This is a genomic window from Clostridium beijerinckii (assembly GCF_036699995.1).
Taxonomy (GTDB): domain Bacteria; phylum Bacillota; class Clostridia; order Clostridiales; family Clostridiaceae; genus Clostridium; species Clostridium helianthi.
Map to the genome: position 1 here is coordinate 3,976,875 of NZ_CP144906.1, position 25,565 is coordinate 4,002,439.

Genomic DNA, 25,565 nt, shown 5'->3' on the forward strand with positions numbered 1-25,565 from the left:
AGACTAGCATACTGATCTATTATTTTCTAGTTACTCATTGTAAAAATTATGGTAAATTTAAGATGAAAAATTTTAAGAAATGGTATACAATACCAATGAAGACAAAATTGCTTACAAAGTTTTACATACAAACTACAGTAAAGGAGATAGATATTTTTATGATAAATAAAAAATTGATTAAAACTCTTGGTCCTATATTGGGGATTATGACATTTATGTTAGCTTCCGGTATAACTTATACATCAGCTTTTGCTGATGATACTATAGCAGCAATGGCGCCTGCTACTGCTACAACCACTAGTGCTAGTGCTACTTATACAGATAATACAGCCACACCAATTAAAGATTATTCTATAGCTATAAATAAAAGTTCAGAAGAAAATGGAATTAAGGTGACTGTTAATAGTGCACTAGCCACAAAACATAATTTAAAAGTAACTCTTAAAATTGAAGGAATTACTGATCCTAAAGCAATTGAACATAATAATTCGCTTTTTGAAGTATCATATGGTGACAAAGATTACGGCTTTAGCTCTACCTCTTCTAGACAATATGCAGATGATAAAACTATGTTTTTAACCTTAGAAAAGAATAATTATGAAGGTGAATATCCTGAAAGTGGAAACTTAAGAGTTGATGTAGTACTTTCAAATTATAAAGTTAATATTGGCATGGATGTACCTGTAGATTTCACTAATTCTATTAATAAAGTATTTACTAAAGATATTACAGGCACAATACCTGAAATTAATTATACTTTAAAACAATTAGATTCAGATTCTATGGGGACAACCGTAAGTTATACTCGACCTAAACACAGTGGACATAACATTGATGACAATAATGATTTTTGGGATTCACAAATATTATTAAAAGTTGACAACAATTTTTATAAATTAGATTCTAGGGGCGATAGCATTGGAGACGACGGAACAATTATTGGACATTATTCATCTAAATTGCCAACTTATGATAATATTAAAAACGGAAAGGATATTAGTGTAATTTCAATGCTTTATAAAGTGTCAATGGATGACTCTGATATAATATCCAATAATAGTAATAAAAACACTACCACCGACTCTGCAAACAACTTAAGCTACGAAAAAGAGTTCAGCTCTTCTAGCGGATTGAAAGGCACAATATACAATGTTGAAAGAAATGATAATAGTGTAAAGGTATATTGCAAAGGACATTCTGAGTTAGAAAGTTTAATTATAGCAAGCAATATTTCTTTGAACTATAATCATGTTAAAGGACAAAAGGATGCTACTATTTATCATTACAATAGATTTGTAAGTTTTTATAAAGATCCAAAAGATTCTCTTGGCTACATTGTAGAATTTGATAATGTTGATAAGGATAAAGCTGCTACTTTAAATATTAGTTATATGCTAAAAGAAATTAGTATGTACAAAATGGGTGATGAAATAAAACTATCAAATTAATGAACCCTATATTAAGTTTATGGAAAATTGTATCAATATAAAAAATTATTAAAGTGAGGAGATTTTATGATAAACAAAAAAACAAATAGGCTATTAAGCTCCATACTGGGGGCTGCTTTAATTGTTGGCCTTATTCAAATGCCTGCCTTTGCTGTTGATAATGTACAAGCTCAATCATCCTATGCAGTTAACTCTGGATTAATTGGAAATAACAATTCTGTTGAGCAAAATGGAGTCAAGATAACTCTAAACAGTGTTGTTGGAACAAAAAATGACCTCAAAGCTACAATCACAATACAAACCCCAACGCCTTTTGATAAAGATGACAGAGAAGAAACAAATGTTTTATTAAATTATGGTGACAATAAATTTAATGGTGGAAGTACGTCATTTATACATACAGATGACAAGACATTAGTTATAACCATTGAATATAGATTGAATAAATCTGTATTACCTGAAAAAGGCCCTTTAAGAATTGATGTAGTAATGCAAAAATACAAGGTTAATGTTGGATTAGATGCAAACGTTGATTTTTCAGACTCATTAAAAAATTCAATGGAAAAGGATTATTCAATTAAAATTCCTCAATTTAATTCTACATTTAATAAGTTAGAATCCGATATTTTGGGGACTCATCTTTCTTTCAGTGAACCGGAAGAAACTTCTTTAATGAGGAATAATGATGTATTAACAGAACATTCCTTTATCTTAAAAGCTGGAGATAAAATGTATTTGTTGAGACATTCTAATAGCTATTCATCTGGCAGTGATGAAAATGACAGGTCAATGGTAACTACTTATGACGCAGAAGGAGCAACTTATGAAAAGATCAAAGATCAAACAGCTATAAGCTTAATCCCTATAAGTTTTACTATTAACTCAAAGGATCAAAAAAACTTATATAAAGAAGAACATAATGATAAAGACATGCAGACTATCAATAATGTAAGTTATGCCAAGACTTTTGATTTTTCTGATGGAAGTAAAGGCGAAATCTATAATATTCAAAGAGACGATAATAGCGTAAAAGTTTATCTAAAAGGCGTAAATGAAAAAGAAAGTTTATTACTTGCAAGTAGTTTGTTTATGGATTATAAACATGAGAATAGTAAAAAAGATTATTATGATCATGATTATTACGACGGTAACGAACGCACTACTTTCTCTAAGGACCCAAATGATTCTTTGGGTTATATTGTAGAATTTAGTAATGTAAAAAAAGATGTAAATACTCAAATAGACTATGATCCAACTATAAGTTTAATTAATGCATATACTGTTGGGGATGAGATTCAATTATCTAAATAAATATATCAAAGTTATAGTCTAAATCTAGATACCTGATATTTATTTAAACAAATGAAGCCTCACTATAGATATCTAATTTATAGTGAGGCTTCATTTTATTAAGAATCTTAAATTATTATTAAATACATAATTTCTTGTGTCTATTAATTTAAGAGACTCAAGAACATCTTAATGATTCATTCCATAAACAAAGTGTTTAAAACTTTAGAAATACATTTCTCAAATTCATATTCCATCATATCCCATTAGAATTCTTTATTCTAAACTTTAAATTTATTTGCTTCCTCTATCATTTCATTAGTCATATCACTAAGCATTTGTGCAGAAGAAGATACTTCTTCTGTTGAAGCATTCACTTCCTCTGATGATGCTGAAATTTCTTCTGCTGATGCCGAGACTTCTACTGAAATTGAAGATAATCCATTTATTCTATTTAAAATGGCATTCTTATCATTTTCTATATTATCAGCAGAACTTTTAACTGTTTCAATTTTAGGAATTACTTCATCCACTGCTTGTATTATTTTCTTGAAAGATGCTATTGAATTATCTATAATTTTACCTTGATTTCTCATTTCATCATCCATAGTGGTCGATTCTTGAACTATGATATCAGCATTATTAGATATTAAACTTATTAATTTACTAATATTTTCAGATGATTCTTTTGATTGTTCAGCAAGCTTTCTTATTTCATCAGCAACTACTGAAAATCCTCTTCCTGCTTCTCCTGCCCTAGCTGCTTCAATAGCAGCATTTAGTGCCAATAAATCTGTTTGTTCTGCAATACTATTTATAAGGCTTGTAATCTCATTTATTTCATTTATGTCTTTTCCAAGTGATATAACTTTACTATAAAACTCTTTAAATGAATTACTCACATTTATTACTGATTGATTTAATCCTTTCATTTCGCTACTGCTATCATTTGCCATTAAACTTATTTCTCTAGAATTCGAATCTACAACTTGTATCTCTTTAACCATTCTCGATAACTTATTACTAAATTCATCAAGAATATCTGTTATATTTATTAACTCTTCAGATTGATTACTTGTCCCTTTCGCAACTTCAGATATTGCTTCTGCAACATTATGTGATACGCTTGCTATCTCTTCTGATATCGATGCTAGATTTTCTGATTGTGAATTAATATTGGAAGAATTTTCTTTTATTTTTTTAATCATTATTCCTAAAGATTCTTGCATTGATTTCATTGCATTAGTCATAGCACCGATTTCATCTTTTGAATTCAAATACCTATTAGAAACTTCTTCACATAGATTACCTTCCGCTAGTAATTCCATGTGCTTTGATGTAGACTTTATTCCCTTAGATATACTATTTGAAATTATGTATATTATACCAAGTCCAATTAATATGAATACTATGGATGATAATGCAACTGAAATTTCCAAAGTGCTTAATTCTGATAATATTTCATTTCTTGCTATTGTAACTGCTACAGACCAATTAGTTTCTTTTACTGGAGCATAACTTACAAACTTATCTACACCTTCATATTGATATTCGCCCAACCCTGTTTCTCCAGAGATCATTTTCTTTTCAATATTTGCTAACCCCTGTAAATTAGCATCCTTTTCTGCTGCCTCAATTCCATTATACATTTGAGTAACTAAATCCCTATTTTTATGGGCTATTACCACTCCACTGTTATTTATCATAAATGAAGCTCCTGTTTGCCCAAACTTAACTTGATCTGTTAAATCACTTAAGTCGTTACCATCTTGTGATTCAGCTAATACTCCTACAATCTCATTATTGTATTTAATAGGAACTGCATATATAACTAGAAGAGTTCCATCAGTTTTATTTATTAATGGATCTGATACACTCCTTGTACCACTCATAGCTTTCTTAAAATAGTCTCTGTCTTTTACATTGGCTGTTAATCCCAATGTATTTATAAGATTTCCATCTTTATCTATATAACTTAGTCTATTGCAGCCAGTCCTCTTAACTTCACCTGAAAGAATCGATACTTTGTCTTGTAATAAGCTATTAGGATTATTTATATCTGGCCTTGCAGCAATAGCCTCTAGTGAATTTAATTCTCCCTCAATTCTTCCTTGAATATTACTTGCAGTCTGCTCTGCAATTCTAGGTAAAGTCTTATTTAAATTTGACTTTAATCCATTTAATGCGCTTATAACAGAAACTATGCCTAATCCAATACATGCAATTCCTATTATCAGCCCAAAGAATACTGTTAATTTTGTTTTTATACTTCTCATAATATCCCCCTTTAATATAATTAATACTTGAACTTAAGATGATTAATCCTCTTTAATATCGATCCTAAATTCATATTTTATACATTTTTTGACCTAATAATATTATTATACCATCTTTTCATCAAAATTCGTATTATTATTATCATTGGTTTTCATGAAATATTTTGTTATTTTAAAGCTATTCTCTATATTATTGAAAAAGCATCTCTATACATGGTCGAATTTGCTCCCATAAGTCATATTTCTTTAAATATTCCGCAGCCAGCCTAAGATTTCTTATTATCTTTTAATAAAATTCATCATTACTGTTTTCATTTAATTACAAACCTTATCCATCAATTTATATTTGTTCTTTAATAATCTTATTTCTATTAGAATTTTATGTTCATTAAAAACATAACAACTATTATTAGCTCAACCCTATAGCAAATTTTGATTATTATAGGATAAAAAAAAGACTCCAGGTTTAAATCCCCGAGCCTTTTTGCCTATCTTTACTTTTTTCACCGCTAGCTATAATAAACGTCTTTCCATATCTCGTATCTACATAAAACTTTTCATATGATAGTGCCAATTTTTGAAGGAATTTATCATAAAATTTTATAACATCATTTTTTCCTTCATTTGTTTTAAATACTTTACCCATCTCCATCTATTTTCTCCTTAGTATCATAATTTCGAAATCCAACTTTCAGCTTCTGCAATATCCTTAAAAGTTCTAAAATTGTTTCCTTTGTTAGATTCCATGATCATTTCTTTAAATCTATCATTAAGTTTTTCTTCATTTTCTATAATAACTGCGACTTTCACGTGATAATTTATAAATTTTTGCAACGCCATACCTGCGAGTCTAGTCTTAAGATTGAAAAAATCTTCAGATAATACATTTGAATGAAACATAATTGTATAAACGTCATTTTCCATACAAATAGATATACAATCCACCACATCTTGCTCTGAAGAAAGTTTCCATACTTCAGAAGCAAATTCTATATATTTAACATTATTTTTATTTACCACTTTATAATTCAAAATATTCACTCCCCTCTATATATTAGTTTGTTCCACAAGCATAGAAATAGATTTTAGCATTTCTTCAATGAAGCTTACATTCCCCCATAATAAAACCCTTAGCCTGTTTTCTTTTTCATCATATTTCATATTAATTGTTGATTTCCCCATTTTGGGGTCTTTACAATTCATTACTGCTATAAGCGTATTTGATATTCTAAAGTATTGTTCTTTATCCACATCATTTATATCAACAACAGTAGATACATTTATTTTTTGTTTTTCTGCTTCTTTAACTTCTCCATTAGTAAGAAAATCAATACTTGATTCATCACTAGTTTTTTTATTATTTATATTAACATTATTCTTTTCCATAAAAAGACTTAAATCATGACCAGAAATTCTCCATTGCTTTCCCACTTTACTTGCAGCAAGTTTTCCTTCTGTTATAAACTTTCTAATAGTTTTGTGATGCATGCCTAATATTTCTGCTACTTTATCTATTGTATAAAATTGATTCTCCATAAAAAATCTACCCTTTCAAAATTGATCTATGGTCAAATTATAATAATTCTTTTTACTTACGTCAAGCACTTTATTGTACTTTGTTATACTTTATTGTATTTTATTGAGCCATGATATAAAAATCTCACTACGTTCATGCCTTTTCTTAACTACGATTTAGTAAAATCTATATATACTACAATTCACAATGCACATTCCACAATTACGGCTAAAATTCTTGTAATATTCTTAGAATTATGATGAAGAATTAGTTTTGCAAAATATTATATAAATCTTTATATTCACAACATTTATCATAAACTTTCTTGCATAAACAAGATAATAAGAAGGAGAACCACATCCATAATCCGGACTTGGTTCTCCTCCATTACTTAAATATATTATTAAATTGCAATTTATAAAGTAAACTTAACTTGTGCACACTTATTGAGTAGTCACAGCGTAAGCGACCATCATTAAATAACTTCTTTGGTTTTAAAAAATTATTTTAAGTTCAATTTTTCAATTGCCCACTCTGCCATTTCTCGTACCTTTGGATTACTATCATTACAAGCATACAGTATATGTTCTTTATATTGCTCTTTATAGTCATTTACCATTACATTGATAGCATTAACTTTCCATTTCCAAACACTTGATTTATCTATATACCAAAACTTAGGCTGCATAACTTCTTCTAAAAATTTATAATCCATTTTGATTATTTTTTCTAGAGATATTTGTTCACTTAATTCCTGCAGATTAGGAAATTCTTCTGTTTCCTGCCAACGATTTTTATTCATAGGGCATGCATCTTGGCAGGCATCACAACCATAAACCCAATTTCCTATTTCTTCTCTATATTTTTCATTAATCATATCTCTTCCCATAAATGTAGTTATACAAGATACACATGCTATAGGATTCATTGTATATGGTTTTGATAATGAAGCTGAAGGGCATGCCTTCATGCATAGATTGCATTTATCGGAACAAGGTCTTACATTTGGTATTTCTACTGCTTCTAATTCCTTATCAATAAGCCATGCATCCAAATACACTGATGAGCCATTTTCAGTATAAAAGAAATTATTCTTTCGAACTATTCCAAGTCCAGCTTTCATAGCTGCAAAGCGTAGTGGCACAAGTCCAAAACCTCTTTCAGTTTCTGCTCTAAGCCCTAACTCTTGCATATATTCTTCAAATTTTACACTGTCTTGAAAATCTTTAGAATTCTTATCTTTTCTTGCATCAACCAAATAGTATTTTGCAATCATGCCTTTTAAATGTTCTGGAATATGATATTTGCCATATCTTCTCACACATATTACAATTGATTTTGCCCAAGGATAAGTATCTTGCAATTGTGTAAAACGATATTGACCTTGATAAAAACCTTTGGACTCTGGAACACGTTCAACCCGTTCATCAAGTCTTTCTTTATAGCCATCTATATCAGATATTTTAATGATTCCACACTTTTCATATCCTAAATTTAATGCTGCACTTTTTATTTTATCTGCTAATAAAGTCATTTTCTCTACACCCTTTCTTAGGTTAGGTAAAAAGATAATAAATTATATATGTTGCAATTGAATTTCTGTATTTAACCCTTTATTGAGCTCTTTGTTTACTAGAATAATAAATGTAAGTTTATTATTGCAACATATATAGTATGCTTGATTGTTATTGTTATTTATTTCACATATCCTAATTAATGATTATAATTATTCTCTTTCAACTATTAAGGCAGTCCCTTGACCTCCACCAATGCATAATGTTGCAAGTCCTTTTTTTGCATCTCTTTTTTCCATAGCATGTAGCAAAGTTACTAAAATACGTGCTCCAGATGCACCAATAGGATGTCCAAGAGCTATGGTTCCCCCATTAACATTTACTTTATTCATGTCTAAGTTTAAATCTCTAGCTATTGCTATACTTTGTGATGCATAAGCTTCATTTGCTTCTATTAAATCTAAATCCTCAGCTTTTAAATTTATTTTATCTAAGGCAGCTTTTGTTGCATAAAATGCACCATACCCCATTATTGCTGGATCTAATCCTGCTGATCCATAAGAAGTTATTTTAGCAAGTGGTTTTATTCCTAGAGCTTTAGCTTTATCCGCACTCATAATTACTAACGCTGCTGCTCCATCATTTAATCCAGATGCATTTCCTGCTGTAACTGTACCATTTTCTTTAAAAATAGGTTTAAGTTTTTTTAATGCTTCTATAGTATTACCGAACCTAGGGAATTCATCTTGGTCAAATATTATTTCACCTTTTTTAGTTTTAATTACTACAGGAACTATTTCATCTTTGAATTCTCCACTCTTGATAGCCTTTTCAGCTTTTTGTTGTGATAAAAGTGAAAATTCGTCTTGTTCTTCTCTTGTTACATTCCATTTCTCAGCCACGTTTTCTGCAGTTACTCCCATATGATAGTCATTGAATGCATCCCATAAACCATCTTTTATCATTTCATCAATGAATTCTCCATGTCCCATTCTTTGTCCCCATCTTGCATTATCAAGTAAAAATGGTGCACTAGACATGTTTTCCATACCACCTACTACGATAGCATCAGCATCACCAGCTTTTATAATTTGAGCTGCTAAACTTATAGCTCTTAATCCTGAACCACAAACCTTATTAATTGTAAATGCAGGTATTTCTACAGGTAGTCCAGCTTTCACAGCTGCTTGCCTTGCTGGGTTTTGTCCAAGGCCTGCTTGAAGCACATTTCCAAAGATAACTTCATTAATTTCCTCTGGTTTAATATTTGCTCTTTTAACAGCTTCTTTTATTACTATTGCACCTAATTCAACTGCTGGTACATCTTTTAAAGTCTTTCCATAAGCTCCTATTGCAGTTCTTACCGCACTTACTATTACTACATCTTTCATTTCGTATTCCTCCCATATTGAAAAGTTTACTTGTTATTTTTTTAACAAATTTTGATATAAAAAATTTATTCGCATTAATTATTTAAGAATGTTCATAAAACTTAATAGTTTAATTTGCAGCTGCTCTATGACTTTATATTATCAGATGATTATATATTTGTAAAATTGATATATTCCAATTGACAATTCGATTTTTTCGATATATTATTGAATTAACATAAAGATCGGAGTGAAATTAATGGATATAAGACATTTCAAAACTTTTAAAAGTATTATAGAAGAAGGTAATTTTTCAAATGCAGCGATGAAATTAGGGTATACTCAATCTACTGTTACCTCACAAATTCAGCAGCTAGAGCAGGAGCTCTCAATAAAATTATTCGAAAAAATTGGACGTAATATGGTATTAACTCCTTTAGGAAAAGAATTAATACCATACGCCGATGAATTGCTTAATACAGTGAAAAAGATTGAAAGCATTGGTAAATATGGCGATAACATCACAGGAGAATTAAAAATTGCCGTTGCAGAATCTTTAATGTCTTATAAATTACAAAATGTATTAGCTATGTTTAAGGAAAAAGCCCCTAATGTAAGACTTTCTATGGTTGCGCTAAATTGCTATGACATAAAAAATATGTTAGCCAGTGGTGAAATAGACCTTGGCTTGATGTATAATGTGGGAAGTAAAAATGAAAGTTTAAATGCTGTGAAGCTTTCTGATTTTGATGTAGCTTTAGTATGCTCACCGCAATTTGAACAAGAAAAATTAGATTTCAGCACGCCTAACCAAAAAATAAATACAAGCCTTATCATCAATGAAGTTGAATCAATTTATCGAAAAATACTTGAAAGTTATTTTTTTGATAAAAATATATTCCTAGATAACACAATCGAACTTGGCAGCATTGAGGCGATAAAAAAATGTGTTGCAAGTAATCTTGGAATTTCGTTTTTACCTCGTTTTACAATAGAGGAGGAGCTTGAAAATGGTAAATTAAAAGAGCTCAAAGCAGGCGACTTAAATGCTAAAATCACGGCAATATATGCTTATCACAAGAATAAGTGGATCAGTCCTGCAATGTCTTTATTTATTGAATTGGTGAGAAAAGATTTTAATATTCAATAACTATAGATATCCAGCTTTAAAATTATATTTATGTGTGGCAAAACCGAAATTAGATACAAATTTGTTCCAGCGGACTAATGAAATTTTCGCTGGATAGTTCTAAGTTGAAGGTTGAACCCATTTCTGCATGCTCCAAAAACAAGTTTGGGACAAGCAGAAAATGGAACAACCTTCAACTAAGAACCAATCACAACTCAATTTCAAATGCCGCTTTCACAAACATGTATATAATTTCTAGTAGGATCCACAAATATTAAAGTATATCTTTTGGTTTAGATATCTATATTTCTATATAAAATTTTACCCATCAGAATATATGACTTTTCTGGTGGGTTTATTTGTTCATTTTATCACTTAGGTCACACTTAAACTGCGCATGGATTTTTTGATTCTTACAAATTTTATATTTTTCTTCTACTATATATTTAGATCCTTGAGATACTGCTCCTAAATTGAGCCTATCATTATTAATAGTCGACCTAATTTACCATTCAACGTTTTTTATTTTCTAGGTAGGTAATAATATCTTCTACATATCCATCATTAAAATTGTTTTCGCTTAATATATAATAATTATTTTTACTTATATCATCTATATCGACCTTGTCTTTTATATATGGAGATATTAAGAGTAATGTATCTTCATCCTGAATTAAATTTTTTAGGTCATCATATGTAGAATCAACATGAACTTTATAATCCATATTTTTTTCTTTCAATTTTTGATTTAACTTTTCTTTCAGAGTTTCAGAAAGAGATTTTTTAAAAATATTTAATCCTCCATCCATTCCAAAGGGATTTGGTCTAGCCCCTACTATTACTTTGGCGATGATAATAATATTTTTCAATTTTATTTCCTCCAATATTTTCTCATATACTATATAATACCATAAATTTAATTAAACCCCATGCTATTTATCAAATGTAGTAATGAAATTAGAGTATATCCAATCTACTGTTAATTCACGAATTTACCATCTATAACAATGACTATCAATCAAGTTATTAGCCCAAATTGGACTTCATCACTCCAAACAAAAAAATAGTAGCCCAATGATTACTCATGGATAGCTACTAATTTTTTAACTATTATAAAATTATAGTGATACCAGTTGCCTAAGCAACTAGAATTATATACTATATGGTTTTAAAACATATTTCCGCATGTTTATTTGCCAAATTGTTCTTCCGTAATATCAAGTGTCGAAAGGTTACCAGCGTCACTTTACTTTTCAAATTAGTCAACGCATATTACTCCTTTTATCTAAAATCTCATAATATAGATTTTAGTCCAATCAGAGTATTATTATCTGTAGCTTTTACATCGGTATTTAGCGAAACAGATGCCAACGGAGTAACTATGGATTTCTTATCCTAAAAAGAATCCATATATACACTCTTAATCAACGCAAGCTTATAAGCTCTTGTTGATCAAGAATAGTATCTTTTAATTATAGTAAAGTACCGCCAGATGCTTCAATACGTTGACCTGTAACCCATCCCATTTCATCCGTGCATAGACTAGCGACAACACCTCCAATATCAGAAGCTTCTCCAATTCTTCCGAGTGCAGCATGAGAACCAACAATATCTTTCAAACCTGGATTTTTAATATAAGTATCTCCACTAAATTCAGTGTTAACAGCTCCAGGCGCTATAGTATTCACTCTTATACCTCTAGCTCCTAATTCTACAGCTAAATATCTAGAAAAAACTTCTACTGAACCTTTTGCTGAAGCATAAAGTCCAGAACCTGGGAATGTAAAGCGAGTTAATCCTGTTGAAGTGTTCACAATTCCACCTTTGTCAGCAATAAGCGGAATTAGTTTTTGTGTCAAAAAGAAAACTCCTTTAAAGTGTATATTAACTATTTTGTCAAATTCCTCTTCTGTAACTTCTAAAATAGGAGTGTGATTTGAGATCCCAGCATTATTAATTAAAAAATTAAACTGCTCTCTATTCCATTTATCCTTTAAAACATCTGATAACTTAGATGCAAAGGAATCAAAGGAAGATATATTACTTACATCAAGCTGAATAGCAGCAGCTTTACCACCATTTGCTTCAATTTCTTTTACAACTTCATCTGCTTTTTCTTTTTGATTATTGTAAGTGATAATTACATCTATTCCTTTTTTAGATAATGTTATTGCAGAATTTCTGCCAATTCCACGACTTCCACCTGTAACTAATGCAATTTTATTATTTGGGTTCATAAAAACCTCTCCTTTAAATATTTATTAACCATTTAGAAATTAATATCTCATTATTTATACTGCTACTTATACTTCAAAGATAGTATTAGTCATCAGTTTTAATGTTAATCCAAGAAGGTATAAGTTACTTGAAATTTAATTTCCTATGATTTATACTCATGTTAATACCTAGAGATATCTCTAGGTCAAGCTTTTTTTTTTATAAATTTTAAAGGGGGATTTTAAAATTGACTTATACAATAAAAGATATATCAAAAATGTTTGGAATTTCTATATATACAATTCGTTTTTATGACAAAGAAGGACTTCTACCATTTGTCATGAGAAATAAGTCAGGAAACAGAGTTTTTACTGAATCAGACGTAGGTCTGTTTAGAACAATTTGCTGTTTAAAGAATACTGGCATGCAACTTAAAGATATAAAAAAGTATATTGATTTCTGCATGGAAGGTACTAGCACCATAGATTCACGAAAAGAATTACTTTTAAAACATCAAGAAGTAATTTTAAATCAAATAAATGAACTCAATGAAAATTTAGACCTTATTCATTTTAAAATAGAAAGGTATTCATCTCCTGACTCAGTCCAAATTATTAACGCAGAAAGAAAAAAATTTTATGATGAAAAACGTGAAAATAACTTACTATAGTAATCAGACTTGTTCTACTTAAACCTAATACTTCCTCTAAATATTTATATATGTATCTATGAAAACAGTTTTAATGGTGCATATTTGTATTTAAAACTGTTCTCCTATAAATATATAATAAGTTATAAAGTGGTTCATGTGTAAATATGTTGTAATTCCTTATAAAAATTATAATAGATGAAATATTCAATGTCTAACCATTATTTCTTCTACTAAAATTAGCTATTTACAATTTTTCAAGAAGATATTATTAAAACATATACGCTAAATTCTGCTAACTATTAATTGTTATATACTAATTTCACATTACTTATGATACGGTATTTTTACCTATGAAAATAGTCCGAAGCAAGTCATATAAATACCTCAGACTATAAATCTTATTTACTTATGATATAGTTCACTCTTTATCATTCTAAACTCTTTTTACTGATTAAAAAGTTTGTATAGTCATATAAATTTCTGCTACATAGTTCTTATAATTCTTTTTTCCAGATATAAAACAATCTAAGTTATTATCATAGGCGGCTTATATTGAAATATATACATTAATCAAATCTATTAACCTGAAAAAGTTTCAAATCTTCAGAAGCTGTTCCTAAATACAATTGACTAAGCATAATTCCACCCAGTATAGCAAATAAAATACCATTTGCTCCATAGCCTAAGCAATACCATAATTTTTTATTGTTTGGGTCCTTTCCTAAAAAGCCTAAATTATCTTGTGTTGATGCAAATGCTCCACAATACCTATAATCTATTTCTATATTCAAGTCCGGAAATAAATTTTTAAGTCTTTGTTCTAATTTATCATATTGTTTTTCACATAATTTCTCATTAAATATGTCCGGCATAAAATTTATATCTTTTCCTCCAATTATTATCCGATTGTCATTAGTAGTCCTAAAATAATTGTATGGAACCTCATTATCTCTAATTACTACACCCTTATAGATTTCTCTAAGGTTTTCTATTGGTTTTGTTGCTATATTGAATGCTGTGGTTTTGATTCCAAATGCTCTTTTTGTAAAAAGTTCAGTATTATATCCTGTTGCGACTAATAAAATTTTACCTCTAACTTTATGTCCATACACTGTTTCTGATATAACTTCATTTTCAGTGTAATTAATACATGTTAATTCTGAATTTTCATATACTCTTAATCCTTTTTTACAACTTGAATCAAGTAGTGCATGAGTAAATTTATATGGATCAAATTGCGCTCCTCCACCTTTGCTAAGTACTCCAGCCTTTACATCAAAAGAAAAAGGATTATTAGTTTCATCAATAAATTCTACCGGAAATCCAGCATCATATCTAATCTTATATTCCTGCTCAATTTCCTTTATCTCAATCTTTTTATCTGTATACAGGAAGCTATCAGTTTTCTTAAACTCGCATGTATTTCCGTACTCATTTATAAATTCATCTATTTCATCTAATGCTTTCATTCCTAATTTATATGACTTTATAACATTATCTATAGACGTATAGGCTTTTAATTCCATAGCCTTACTATCGAGTTCATATTGAAGAAGTGAAGTAGTTATGCTAGTACTGCCATGAGCTATTCTTGATTTCTCTAGAATAACAGCATCAATATTATTTTTAGTAAAATAATACCCTAAGATTGCTCCGGTAACTCCCCCTCCAACTATTATAACCTCTGTATTAATATCTTCTGTTAGATACTCATATTGTTTTTTAAGTTTATTAATTCTTCTAAAAAAACAATCTCCCTGCACATACTGTATATTCATAATAACTATCTACTCCCTTAAGTTTTAACTAAATTATAATAAAATTATTATTTGCCAAAATACTTTTAATATGTATAACAATAAATTAGTACACATGACGTCAAGCATCAGAAGTCATATTTCAAGCATTACTCGTTTATGTGCTCTTTTTAATGGAGTAGGTAGTTTTTTATAAAGATTATGTAGATGTAATCTCCATTGAGGAGTAGAAGCATCGTCTCCAAAAAATTATAAATAGCCTTAAACATTTTATATCAATGTTTAAGGCTATTTATAGCATTTATTTTGTATATCATTTAGTAAAACTCTCTATCGAAAGTAATGATACTCCTATAAGAAGGATTAATATTATATATCACATCTTGTATTTGAGCTTGTAGTTCCTTTTTTTCGCTATCTTTAAAACTAGTCTTGTCCAATACCACATCAAATAATATAGTTTTTTCTTCACTTTTTCCAACAACTCTAAAATCATGCATAGATACTATACCCTTTATTACTTTAATCTTTTCATAAACTTCTTCTTTTAAGGCTGTAATCTCAGGGCTGTCTGTATTAATTGGGTCCATATGAATTGAAAGATATACATTCATTCGTTTACCAATTTCCTTCTCAGCCTTATCTATAACATCATGAAGTTCCATAATAGATATATTGCTTGGAACCTCAGCATGCAAAGAAGCCATATATCTACCAGGACCATAATTATGAATTACAAGATCATGTACTCCGCATATATATTTATAACTTATTACGCTGCTTTTTAGCTCTTCAACAAATTCCTTTTCTGGCGCCTTCCCAATTATAGTACCAAGCATTTCTCTTCCAAGTTCTATACCTGAATGGAGAATAAAAAGAGATACAATGAATCCTATATATCCATCAATGGGAAAGGTTGTAAACTTTGTAATAAGCAAAGAAAATGTAACCATAGATAGCACTAAGATATCAGTAAAGGATTCTAATGCTGATGCTTTGAGTGCAGATGAATCAATAACATTACCTATATAATTTGTAAATCTATTAAGAAAAATTTGCAATGGTATTGCACAAAGCATGCAAATAAAACTTACTTTATCAAAAGGTATAGTTACGGGATGTAAAACACGCAAAAATGAGCTTCTTAGAAATTCAAATCCTACTACAAGTATGGCCCCAGAAAATAAAAGCGCAGTTATATACTCTATTCTTCCATAGCCAAAAGGATGCCTATCATCTGCCGGACGATTTGCAAGTTTAAAACTAAATATTGTAACTAACGAAGATAATGCATCTGTAAGATTATGAAAAGCATCTGCTGTAATGGCTATACTATTTAGAAATAAACCAATAACAATTTCTAGAATAAGAATAGAAGAATTTATTATTATCCCGACATTTCCTCCAAGAGTCCCGTAAGATTGCCTTACTGATTGGGAATTTACATTTTTGTGGTCTTTAACAAATTTTCTTATTAAAAAATCAAAAATAGATTTCATATATTTCGCCTTCCACCGTTTTATCTTATTTATTCCACGTATGTTTATATATGCGTTTAATCAATAAATTAACACTATAAACTTACTCAATAATTCAGCGTATTATTAAATATTATACCATAAAATTCCTTATACAGTATAATAAACAGCTCATATGCTAATGAGCTGCTTATTATATATTTAGAGCAAATTATCGGCAAAAAAGCTCATTTATTTATAGTACGGTTCAGCGTATTAGTAATAAGTTGATACTCCATTTTCCTTACTCGCTTATTATATTTATGCACAATCAAATAAATAACAAATCCATTTGCCAGTGTATTTTCCATGGCAATTTCGTACTTGTTATTTATTTTCATGTACCTTACTTTATTAAATCTAGGTAGTTATACAGACACAATATTTATTAATCCTAGTTTGCTACTACTTGATTATTTTTTATTTTATTATTAAAAATAATATATAGTATCGCTCCAGTTAAAAAGGTAATTATTTCTGTAATGGTCATAGACCATATAACACCATGCAATCCATAGAAATTATTCAATACTATTATGACAGGAATAAAAAGAATTCCTTGTGTAATTCCCATAATTGTAGATGGTATTCCTTGACCTGATGCTTGAAAAATTCCTGTAAATAATGTAGTAAATCCATTGAAAAATGCGGAAATAAGCATCGCTGTCATGATATAAACTCCAACAGTTAATACTGCTGAATCATTAGAAAACAGATGAATAATTACATTTCTAAAAATAAAAACTAAAGTAACAAATCCACCTGATAATCCTAAAATCCATAAAGCTGATTGTTTTATACTGTCTTTTAATCTCTTAAAGTTTTCATTAGAAAAATTATATGCAATTAAAGGAATAATTCCTAATGCAAGCCCCATTGCAAGAAATTCTGGTACTTGTACAAGTCTCAAGGCAATACCAAAACTAGCTACTACACTTTCTCCATATCTAATTGAATAATTATTCAAAAGAAGCGTTGTAATAATTAGAAAACCAGCTAGGAACAATTCAGAAACCCCAACTTTATATATCTCTATTTTATCTTTAAGAGAAATATTAAAATTCTTAATAAATCCTTTTAAATTCTCACTTTTTGTTTCCAAGTAGTAAATATAATAAATTGATGAAGCTATATTAGCTAAAATCATTGATAATGCTACCCCTACAACATCAAATCTAAATACTAGTATAAATAATGGGTCAAATATAAGACCAAAAATTGTACTTACAACCATTCCGAACATTGATTCTTTTGATGCTCCTTCTGCTCTCACAACTTGCTCCAATGCGAAGTTCATTATAATTGCAAAACCACCAATAAACATAGTTAAAGAATAACTTTTTGTATAATTAATAATAGCAGAAGTATCTGCCCCCAAAATCTTAACAATAGGATTAAGTGCTATCATGGCAATTATTCCAAGCAAAATTCCTATAATAATACTACTATAAAAAGAATATCCAGCTATCTTCTTAGCTTTCTCTTTATCTTGTTTAGCAATAAGACGGGTTATAAATGTTCCGCCTCCTGCCCCTAACATATTTCCAAAAGCCATTAGTATAGTGAAGATTGGTAGTCCTAAAGTGATAGCAGTTAACATATCTGTATTGTTTAATAGTCCAATAAAAAAAGCATTAATAACGTTATATATTGTACCTACTGACATACCGATCATCATAGGAATAGATAAATGTGCAATTGCCTTAGTAATCGGTGCACTTTCTAGATAATATTCGTTTGAAAATTTTTGTTTCATAATTTCATCCTCCATAATAAGTTTTATTAGAATTCATATTCTTAGAATTCTAAGTTTTTAGTTATAAGTTATTATATTAATAACTTATAGATTTCTATCTACTTTCAATAACAAAGCTAACAAAGTTTCCTTCTCTTGTTCCGTCAAGTTTGCAAAAATATTTTCCTCTGCCTCAACTACCAATTTATTAAAATCTTCTATAAGCTCAGCACCTTTAGGCAATACATATATATATTTTTGTCTCTCATTTTCTTTAGGAATTCTTCTTTCAATATATCCTTTCTTCTCTAATCCTTGCAGCATACTTGTAATACTTGCTTCTGTACGTTGAAAGACTTTTGCCAAATCTTTTTGAATAATACCACTGTCTTGATGTTCATAAATATAACCTATCATGCGTCCTTGTTGAGAATTCAATCCTAACTTTTTGACTTTTTCATCAGAACTGAGTTTCATTTTTATCGCAATGCTTCTAATTAATTGTGAATATGGTGTTTCTACAGAGTATCCAGACTTAGTCATTCAAATCCCTCCTAAACTTCACTTAGAATTCTAACTATTTATAGTTTAACAATTAGAGTTGTAAGTGTCAATATTTATTTCTTATAATTATTTCTATATTTATAATATTTCTTTTTTTACATGCTATCTTTTACTTATGATATGGTTCACCGTATCAATGGTAAGTGATAACCTTTTTATTAAAATAAGATGTCCATTCTTTGAATATCCTATTTGTTATCATATTTTAGTTACTTTTCGCTCTTCTAAGTATATTTATTTCTTTATATGTAAGTCCTGTAAGCTTAGTTATTGCTTCATTATCTAATCCCATTTCTATTGCTTTTATCGCCGTTTTAGACACTTTTTAAGTTATACATAATTATTATTTTTAAAATATTTACTCCTAATTCAGTAAGCTAAATTATTACACTTTAATAAGCTTAATAAACTCTTCAGTTGCTGTAGAAATAGGAATATTTTTGTGGGTTGCTATTCCTAAAACTCTTTCAGGAATTTTTTCTTTAATAGAAACCTTATATAATTGTTTTTCTTCTAGTTCTTTTTGAATATAATCTTCTACAACACATGAAACTCCTAATCCTTTTTTAGCAAATTCAATTAATAAATCCATACTGCTTAACTGTATTTGCGGAAATACTTTTAATCCATATGAACTAATATAATTATCTATAGAATCTCTTCTATCACTACCTTTTTCAGGAAGAATAATAGGATAGCCATCAAGCATTTCTTTTAGTGATATTTCTTTTTCAGAAACAGTCTTATACTTTTCTCCTACTACAAAACAGTCTTGCAATTTAAATACTTTATTAATATTAAGAGAATCTGTATTTTCTATATTCATATTTAAGATTCCAATATCTACTTCACCAGCCTCTAAGGCCCGAACTATTTTATATGTTGGCTGATCTTTAATATATATTTTTATATTTGGGAAGTTAATACTATATTCTTCTAAATATTTCATAAGATAGTATTTGCATGTTGTACTGCATGCAGCTATCCTTATTTGGCCTAAAGTAAGATTCTTTAATTCTAAAAATTTTCTTTCTGCTGTCTGCATAAGTCCATAACCCTGTTCTATATATTTAAACAATACTTCACCCTCTAAGGTGAGAGAAACTCCTCTCGGAGTTCTATAAAACAATTGTCCTCCTAATTTTTCTTCTAATAATTTTATGGACTGACTAACCGCTGGCTGTGATGTGAAAAGTTCTTTTGCTGCTTTAGATATACTCCCTAATTGTGCAGTAATATAAAAAATTCTGTAAAGTTCAAGATTAATATGCATATAAAAATTTAATATACCTCCTATACTTAATATTAATTTTACTTATATCTATTTGTTAATTATAATTAATTTGTAAAAGTTAATCAAGGACTAAAAGTATTGGAGGTGATATTATGATTAACGAAAATTGTAGTTGTCCAAACAAAAATTGTGAAAGACACGGAAATTGTTCTTCTTGTATAGAATTCCATAAGAATACCGAAGTTTCTGTATTTTGCTTACGTTTGAAAAATACTGATAATAAATTAGAAAAGTAAAATTAGTTGTAAATGTATTTTATATAATAAGGCACAAGCTTTCTTTTAATTTATTTTTTAATGCTTTTGCCCTTTTCCATCATTATACATTGTCAATTGCAGATTGTCTCATGATTATTTTAGCTTTTAGCATTATTACATTTATGTTGTTTTATAGGAATTTCATAAATTACTATACACTAGAAAAACTGTTTCTATAAAAGTTGAATAATTCTAAGAGCAAATATATAGGAGTGTATGAAAATGACTACAAATAAAAATCAGAATACTAATAGCGGTATCTCAACCTTGCTAATTCTACTTTTAGCTGTTTCATGTGGTGTAATAGTTGCTAACCTTTACTATGCTCAACCATTAATTGAATTAATCAGCTCTGATATAGGATTACCTTCCAGTACGGCAGGATTGGTAGTTACGCTGACGCAAATGGGATATTGTATCGGGTTATTATTTATCGTGCCTTTAGGCGATATTTTGGAAAACCGAAAGCTAGTAGTATCTTCATTATTATTAACTGTTTTTGCTTTAATAATTGGAGCTTCATCTAATGTTGCAACACTATTTTTGATAGCTACATTTTTCATTGGACTTGGATCTGTAGCTGCTCAGATATTGGTTCCTTATGCAGCTCACGTATCACCAGAAGCCTCACGTGGTCGAATAGTTGGTAATGTCATGAGTGGACTATTACTTGGTATTATGCTTGCTCGCCCTGTAGCTAGTCTTGTAGCTGGATTTTTTGGCTGGAGATTAATGTTTTTTCTATCTGCAGGATTCGTTCTTATTATAATTCTAATATTATACAAGTTATTACCTTATAGAAAACCGTCGATAAATACACAATATCCGATACTGCTTGCTTCTATGTGGAAACTAGTTAAAACTACACCTATTTTACGCCGTCGTGCTATTTATCATACCTGTGTATTTGGAGCCTATAGTCTGTTTTGGACCACAGTTCCCATGCTGCTTAGAAGCCCTGCTTTTCATCTTTCACAAACTGGCATTGCTCTATTTGCACTAGTAGGGGTTTCAGGAGCTGCAGCATCACCAGTGGCTGGATGGTTAGCTGACAAAGGATTAGTTAAGATCTCAACTGCCATTGCTCTAATTATTGTTATTATTTCATTGTTGTTATGTTTATTAGCACAAACTGGCTATTCATTAGCATTATTAATTTTGGTTATTGCATCTATTTTATTAGACATGGGTGTTTCAGCAAATCTTGTCCTTGGTCAACGAGTTATTTTCTCTTTGGGTGCTGAATATCGCAGCCGTTTAAATGGATTATATATGGCTTTTTTCTTTGTAGGTGGTGCTATTGGATCAGCTGTTGGAGGATGGGCATATGCAGTTGGTGGTTGGAATGCGGCCTTATATATAGGAATAGCTTTTCAAATTATTGCATTAATTTATTTTGCTACAGAAAAGTAGACTGTTAGTTACTACACTAAAAGAATAGTCTGTTGCAAAATGAACTATACCATGTCAAGTAGACAGTTAAAATAATAAATCTTTATTTGTCCACTTGACATAGTTAAGTTCATTTTTTGATTGTCATGGAATTCATAATGAAAGCAAAACATCTGTTATCTTTCCATTTTATTATCCAAGCCTAATAAATTTATCTTTTACTTATGATATGGTTCTCCGTATCATAGGTAAGTGATATTATCCATTTTGTTAAGTTCCCCATAAAGTCACTAATTTTAACATAAATGTTTAAATTTTCATTTTCGATGCAGTTGCTACAACAAAATCTTTAAATACTTCAGCAGCTGGAGTAATATAACCATTCTTTAACCACCCCATATGAATAGTCCTGTAGCATTGAGGTTCTCTTATTCTAATTACTGACACTTGATCTGTTATTAAATTAGGTATATTAGGAATAATAGAAATACCTAATCCTGCACCAACAAAGCCAGCAACCACCATACTACTCTCATTAGGTTTTACTATAGTCTTTGGCATAATACCAGCCCTTCTAAAAATAGAACACATTTTATTTGCTATATTTTCAGAAAAAAGTGCAAAAGTTTCATCTTTTAAATCTTTTAACATTACCTCTGATTGGTCAGCAAGCCTATGATTTTTAGGTACTATTATAACAAGCTCATCATTTTTTATTGGAACTGACTCTATTTTTTCATATTCTTCAATATTTTCAAGTTCATCATAAAAACCTAAGTCAAATTTACCATTCTCTAATCCCTCTAAAATACTGCTAGTCGAATTCATTCCAAATTCAAATTTTACATTTGAATTTTCCTTTAAAAAGTCGCTTATAATCGTTGGAATAAAATGTGTTCCAATAGTATAAAGTGACGAAATAGAAACTGTGCCTGTCATAGGATTGATTATATTCTGTAATTCCTGGATACCATCATTAATTTCTTTTATTGCAGCTTCTGCATGCTTTAAAAACATACTGCCAAAGCGGGTTAATTTTATATTCCTCCCATTCTTTTCAAACAAATTAACTTCCAACTCTTCTTCTAATTTCGAAATTGCCTTGCTTAAAGCTGACTGAGTTACCAATAGTAAGTCAGCCGCTGTAGTATAATTTTGCGTTTCTGCTATAACTTTAAAGTATTCCAATTGCTGCCAGTTCATATTATATATAACCTCCTTAGTTTATAATCTTTAAACTCAATTGGTAAGGTAACATTTCTACGTAGTACTCAAACCTCTCGTTAGAAAATTACTATACTAAAATAATATATTACTTTCAACTTTTGCGTAAATTATTTGCCAAATACAAATTTATTAAAACATATCCTAGGTAAAAGTTTAAGTATTAAATAACCATAACCATGTATGAATTTTATTCATATATATAATGAAAAAGTTCCATTAGACGTCTTAGAATTTTATTGATATCATAATATTACTTTCTTAATAAATTTTAAAACTCAATAAATTAATTATAAAATCTACTCATATATTTATAAAGATTATAAGCTAGTTTATTAAGATATTATAATTTTTAAATGCATATTCAATAATAACCACTAAGGTAAAATAAAATATTTCTTTAAAGAAGGAGAAAAATTATGAATGAAGTAATCAAAAATATTTTAACAAGAAGAAGTATAAGATCTTATACGGATGAGCAGATTTCCGATGAGGATTTAAATATAATCTTAGAAGCTGCAAAATTTGCTCCAAGTTATAAAGGCACTCAAAGCTGGCATTTCGCTGTAGTTCAAAATAAAGAGAAAATCAATCAGCTAATTTCTGTAATAAAAGAAGCCTTGCAAAATTCTTCTATAGAGCAATATAAAAAGATGGGGAATATACCTAATTTCAATCCATTCTATAACGCTCCTACTATAATCATCACAGCTTGTGATAAAAACTCGCCAGAAAAAGAAGCAGACTCTGCTGTAGCACTTGAAAATATAATGCTAGCTGCTCACTCGCTTAATATTGGTTCATGCTGGATATCATCTTTAAGTATCGTTCGAGATGACCCTAAGGTTATAGGTATACTTTCAGAACTTGGTATTCCTGAAAATTATACTATATTGGGTACTGCTGCTTTAGGTTTTAGCAATAATAGTAATGCAAAGGCGGCACCTAGAAAAGAAGGAACTGTAAGCATTGTAAAATAAATTTAAAAGCTGAGCGAAAGTTATTATCGCTCACAACTGAATAAAAGTATGTGAATAAATCATATACTTTTATTCAATTTTAGTTTCGCATTTATTTATGATACGGTTCCCCCTCCATTATCCTAGATTTTCTTTGCAAATTAAAAATTTTATTTAGTCATATTAATTTCCAATTATATATATTCTTATAATTCTCTCTTCCAAATATAAAATAGTCTAAACTATTACCATAGATAAGTCTTCTAATTATCCAAGGGAATCTGTTTTATCAACAGCTTCTCCCTTTTTATATTTCATCTTGATTTTACCCTAGCCCATTTAAAAATATCCACTACAATTTTATTATCTACTCAAAAATTTTTTCTCCCAATATGGAGATCTGTTTTTCTATCTTAAAATTAAATAAAAATACAGGACTTTTTAAGCCTTACAGCCTTCAAACCCGCATTATACAAGCATATTCTTCAGAATATTAGAATATATATTCTGGTATTCTGAAGAATAAATATTGTTAAGAATATAAGAATTCTATATATTAAGTTTGTTGTAGATTATACTTAATTTCTACGTTTCTTTTGTGTAGATCATCTTTTTGAATATACAATAAAGATATTTAAAATCTCATTTTCGTTATGAATAAATAAAATAATATACGTGGCAATGCAATAACAGATAGTATTGCAATCGCAGTATGTACTTTTTTCTCATCTCGTAATATAAACAAGAAAAACTTATATCCTAAAATGCCAATTAATCCGCCTAAACAATTTAGAATTATGTCATCAATGTCTGATGCTCCAATTCCAAAAATCCCCTGAATGATTTCAACAAACAAACTCATTATAAATACAAACAACAAATTGGTTATTACTCTTTTATTATTTTTGAATAATAGCAAATATGCACCAAGAGGAATAAATATAGCTATATTTCCAACCACATTACCAAAGGCAAACTTTTTTATAGAGGCAGTACCACTAAATAGATATTCCTTTATACTATAAAAAGGAATGAGGTTAATTGACCTATGTTCCAAATTAGAGATTCTTGATAAAAACAATATTTTAATTAATAAAAGTATGTAGCAAATGAAAACACCATATAAAAAGAATGTTTTGATCCGTTCTCGTTTATTCATAATAATACCTCCATTTTTCATTTGATTACTGATTATTCTCCGATGTTCAGTTTATAAAAATCTTCCGTTCGCATTTATATACAAGCATTCACTATTGTTATATATAAAACGGGTAGTAGAAGCATCCACGTCACTATGACATATTAATATGCCCTTTACATACTACACGGCAAGACGCATGTTAAGCATCTTGTTTTCCTAATATTTCATATCAAAGCCTGTCCTATTCGATAATTTCATCTTACCGAAATCAGATAAGAAATGTTGGAATTTTTGCTTATGAAAATCTTAATAA

22 protein-coding genes are annotated in these 25,565 nt (G+C 29.3%); 7 read left to right on the top strand and 15 right to left on the bottom strand.

Annotation, left to right across the window (positions count from 1 at the left end; genetic code table 11):
- Positions 1 to 158: 158 nt before the first annotated feature.
- Entirely contained in the window at positions 159 to 1,448 is a 1,290-nt protein-coding gene (locus tag PZA12_RS18425) for a DUF4179 domain-containing protein (protein WP_103697970.1), read from the top strand.
- 66 nt (positions 1,449 to 1,514) lie between these two features.
- Positions 1,515 to 2,759 (top strand): DUF4179 domain-containing protein, encoded by a 1,245-nt coding sequence (locus tag PZA12_RS18430; RefSeq protein ID WP_103697969.1) that lies wholly within the window; start codon positions 1,515 to 1,517, stop codon positions 2,757 to 2,759.
- Positions 2,760 to 3,019: 260 nt separating this feature from the next.
- On the opposite strand, the gene PZA12_RS18435 is transcribed toward PZA12_RS18430, so the two are convergent.
- The 6 genes from PZA12_RS18435 to PZA12_RS18460 all read right to left on the bottom strand — a co-directional run bounded on the left by PZA12_RS18435 (position 3,020) and on the right by PZA12_RS18460 (position 9,435).
- Complete coding sequence (locus PZA12_RS18435) at positions 3,020 to 5,014, bottom strand: methyl-accepting chemotaxis protein (protein ID WP_078116744.1); 1,995 nt, start codon at positions 5,012 to 5,014, stop codon at positions 3,020 to 3,022.
- Between the two features lie 466 nt (positions 5,015 to 5,480).
- On the bottom strand, positions 5,481 to 5,666 hold the full coding sequence (locus tag PZA12_RS18440) for a hypothetical protein (RefSeq protein WP_242964548.1): 186 nt from the start codon (positions 5,664 to 5,666) through the stop codon (positions 5,481 to 5,483).
- Positions 5,667 to 5,683: 17 nt separating this feature from the next.
- Positions 5,684 to 6,046 carry a DUF4180 domain-containing protein gene (locus PZA12_RS18445; RefSeq protein WP_078116745.1) on the bottom strand — a complete coding sequence of 121 codons (363 nt, stop codon included), beginning with the start codon at positions 6,044 to 6,046 and terminating at the stop codon, positions 5,684 to 5,686.
- A 15-nt stretch (positions 6,047 to 6,061) separates the two neighbouring features.
- Positions 6,062 to 6,550, bottom strand: a complete 489-nt coding sequence (locus PZA12_RS18450; protein ID WP_012059798.1) for a helix-turn-helix domain-containing protein — start codon at positions 6,548 to 6,550, stop codon at positions 6,062 to 6,064.
- A 482-nt stretch (positions 6,551 to 7,032) separates the two neighbouring features.
- Complete coding sequence (locus PZA12_RS18455) at positions 7,033 to 8,064, bottom strand: epoxyqueuosine reductase (protein WP_103697968.1); 1,032 nt, start codon at positions 8,062 to 8,064, stop codon at positions 7,033 to 7,035.
- A gap of 192 nt (positions 8,065 to 8,256) precedes the next feature.
- On the bottom strand, positions 8,257 to 9,435 hold the full coding sequence (locus PZA12_RS18460) for an acetyl-CoA C-acetyltransferase (protein WP_103697967.1): 1,179 nt from the start codon (positions 9,433 to 9,435) through the stop codon (positions 8,257 to 8,259).
- Positions 9,436 to 9,673: 238 nt separating this feature from the next.
- On the opposite strand from PZA12_RS18460, the gene PZA12_RS18465 reads away from it, so the two are divergent.
- Positions 9,674 to 10,564: a LysR family transcriptional regulator gene (locus tag PZA12_RS18465; protein ID WP_103697966.1), complete on the top strand. Its 891-nt coding sequence runs from the start codon at positions 9,674 to 9,676 to the stop codon at positions 10,562 to 10,564.
- A 491-nt stretch (positions 10,565 to 11,055) separates the two neighbouring features.
- On the opposite strand, the gene PZA12_RS18470 is transcribed toward PZA12_RS18465, so the two are convergent.
- Complete coding sequence (locus PZA12_RS18470) at positions 11,056 to 11,412, bottom strand: hypothetical protein (RefSeq protein ID WP_103697965.1); 357 nt, start codon at positions 11,410 to 11,412, stop codon at positions 11,056 to 11,058.
- A 603-nt stretch (positions 11,413 to 12,015) separates the two neighbouring features.
- Positions 12,016 to 12,780, bottom strand: a complete 765-nt coding sequence (locus PZA12_RS18475; protein WP_103697964.1) for an SDR family NAD(P)-dependent oxidoreductase — start codon at positions 12,778 to 12,780, stop codon at positions 12,016 to 12,018.
- 227 nt (positions 12,781 to 13,007) lie between these two features.
- Between PZA12_RS18475 and PZA12_RS18480 the strand changes: the two genes are divergently transcribed.
- Positions 13,008 to 13,430 (top strand): MerR family transcriptional regulator, encoded by a 423-nt coding sequence (locus PZA12_RS18480; protein WP_077853734.1) that lies wholly within the window; start codon positions 13,008 to 13,010, stop codon positions 13,428 to 13,430.
- A 548-nt stretch (positions 13,431 to 13,978) separates the two neighbouring features.
- Here PZA12_RS18480 and PZA12_RS18485 read toward each other — a convergent pair.
- The 5 genes from PZA12_RS18485 to PZA12_RS18505 form a co-directional block, all read right to left on the bottom strand.
- Entirely contained in the window at positions 13,979 to 15,190 is a 1,212-nt protein-coding gene (locus tag PZA12_RS18485; RefSeq protein ID WP_103697963.1) for an NAD(P)/FAD-dependent oxidoreductase, read from the bottom strand.
- A gap of 296 nt (positions 15,191 to 15,486) precedes the next feature.
- Entirely contained in the window at positions 15,487 to 16,668 is a 1,182-nt protein-coding gene (locus tag PZA12_RS18490) for a cation diffusion facilitator family transporter (protein WP_103697962.1), read from the bottom strand.
- Between the two features lie 412 nt (positions 16,669 to 17,080).
- On the bottom strand, positions 17,081 to 18,442 hold the full coding sequence (locus PZA12_RS18495) for an MATE family efflux transporter (protein ID WP_103697961.1): 1,362 nt from the start codon (positions 18,440 to 18,442) through the stop codon (positions 17,081 to 17,083).
- Positions 18,443 to 18,526: 84 nt separating this feature from the next.
- Positions 18,527 to 18,964, bottom strand: coding sequence for a MarR family winged helix-turn-helix transcriptional regulator (locus PZA12_RS18500; protein ID WP_103697960.1), 438 nt, complete (start codon positions 18,962 to 18,964; stop codon positions 18,527 to 18,529).
- A gap of 406 nt (positions 18,965 to 19,370) precedes the next feature.
- A complete protein-coding gene (locus PZA12_RS18505) occupies positions 19,371 to 20,258 on the bottom strand; it encodes a LysR family transcriptional regulator (protein WP_103697959.1) in 888 nt (295 codons plus the stop codon).
- A gap of 113 nt (positions 20,259 to 20,371) precedes the next feature.
- Here PZA12_RS18505 and PZA12_RS18510 point away from each other — a divergent pair, with 113 nt between their 5' ends.
- Both PZA12_RS18510 and PZA12_RS18515 read left to right on the top strand, forming a co-directional pair.
- Positions 20,372 to 20,515, top strand: coding sequence for a hypothetical protein (locus tag PZA12_RS18510; RefSeq protein ID WP_181005983.1), 144 nt, complete (start codon positions 20,372 to 20,374; stop codon positions 20,513 to 20,515).
- Between the two features lie 243 nt (positions 20,516 to 20,758).
- Complete coding sequence (locus tag PZA12_RS18515) at positions 20,759 to 21,949, top strand: MFS transporter (RefSeq protein ID WP_103697958.1); 1,191 nt, start codon at positions 20,759 to 20,761, stop codon at positions 21,947 to 21,949.
- Positions 21,950 to 22,237: 288 nt separating this feature from the next.
- On the opposite strand, the gene PZA12_RS18520 is transcribed toward PZA12_RS18515, so the two are convergent.
- Positions 22,238 to 23,131 carry a LysR family transcriptional regulator gene (locus PZA12_RS18520; protein WP_206490884.1) on the bottom strand — a complete coding sequence of 298 codons (894 nt, stop codon included), beginning with the start codon at positions 23,129 to 23,131 and terminating at the stop codon, positions 22,238 to 22,240.
- Between the two features lie 440 nt (positions 23,132 to 23,571).
- On the opposite strand from PZA12_RS18520, the gene PZA12_RS18525 reads away from it, so the two are divergent.
- Entirely contained in the window at positions 23,572 to 24,132 is a 561-nt protein-coding gene (locus PZA12_RS18525; protein ID WP_206490882.1) for a nitroreductase family protein, read from the top strand.
- Between the two features lie 613 nt (positions 24,133 to 24,745).
- Here the strand turns inward: PZA12_RS18525 and PZA12_RS18530 are convergent.
- On the bottom strand, positions 24,746 to 25,270 hold the full coding sequence (locus PZA12_RS18530; RefSeq protein WP_103698722.1) for a VanZ family protein: 525 nt from the start codon (positions 25,268 to 25,270) through the stop codon (positions 24,746 to 24,748).
- Between the last annotated feature and the right edge of the window lie 295 nt (positions 25,271 to 25,565).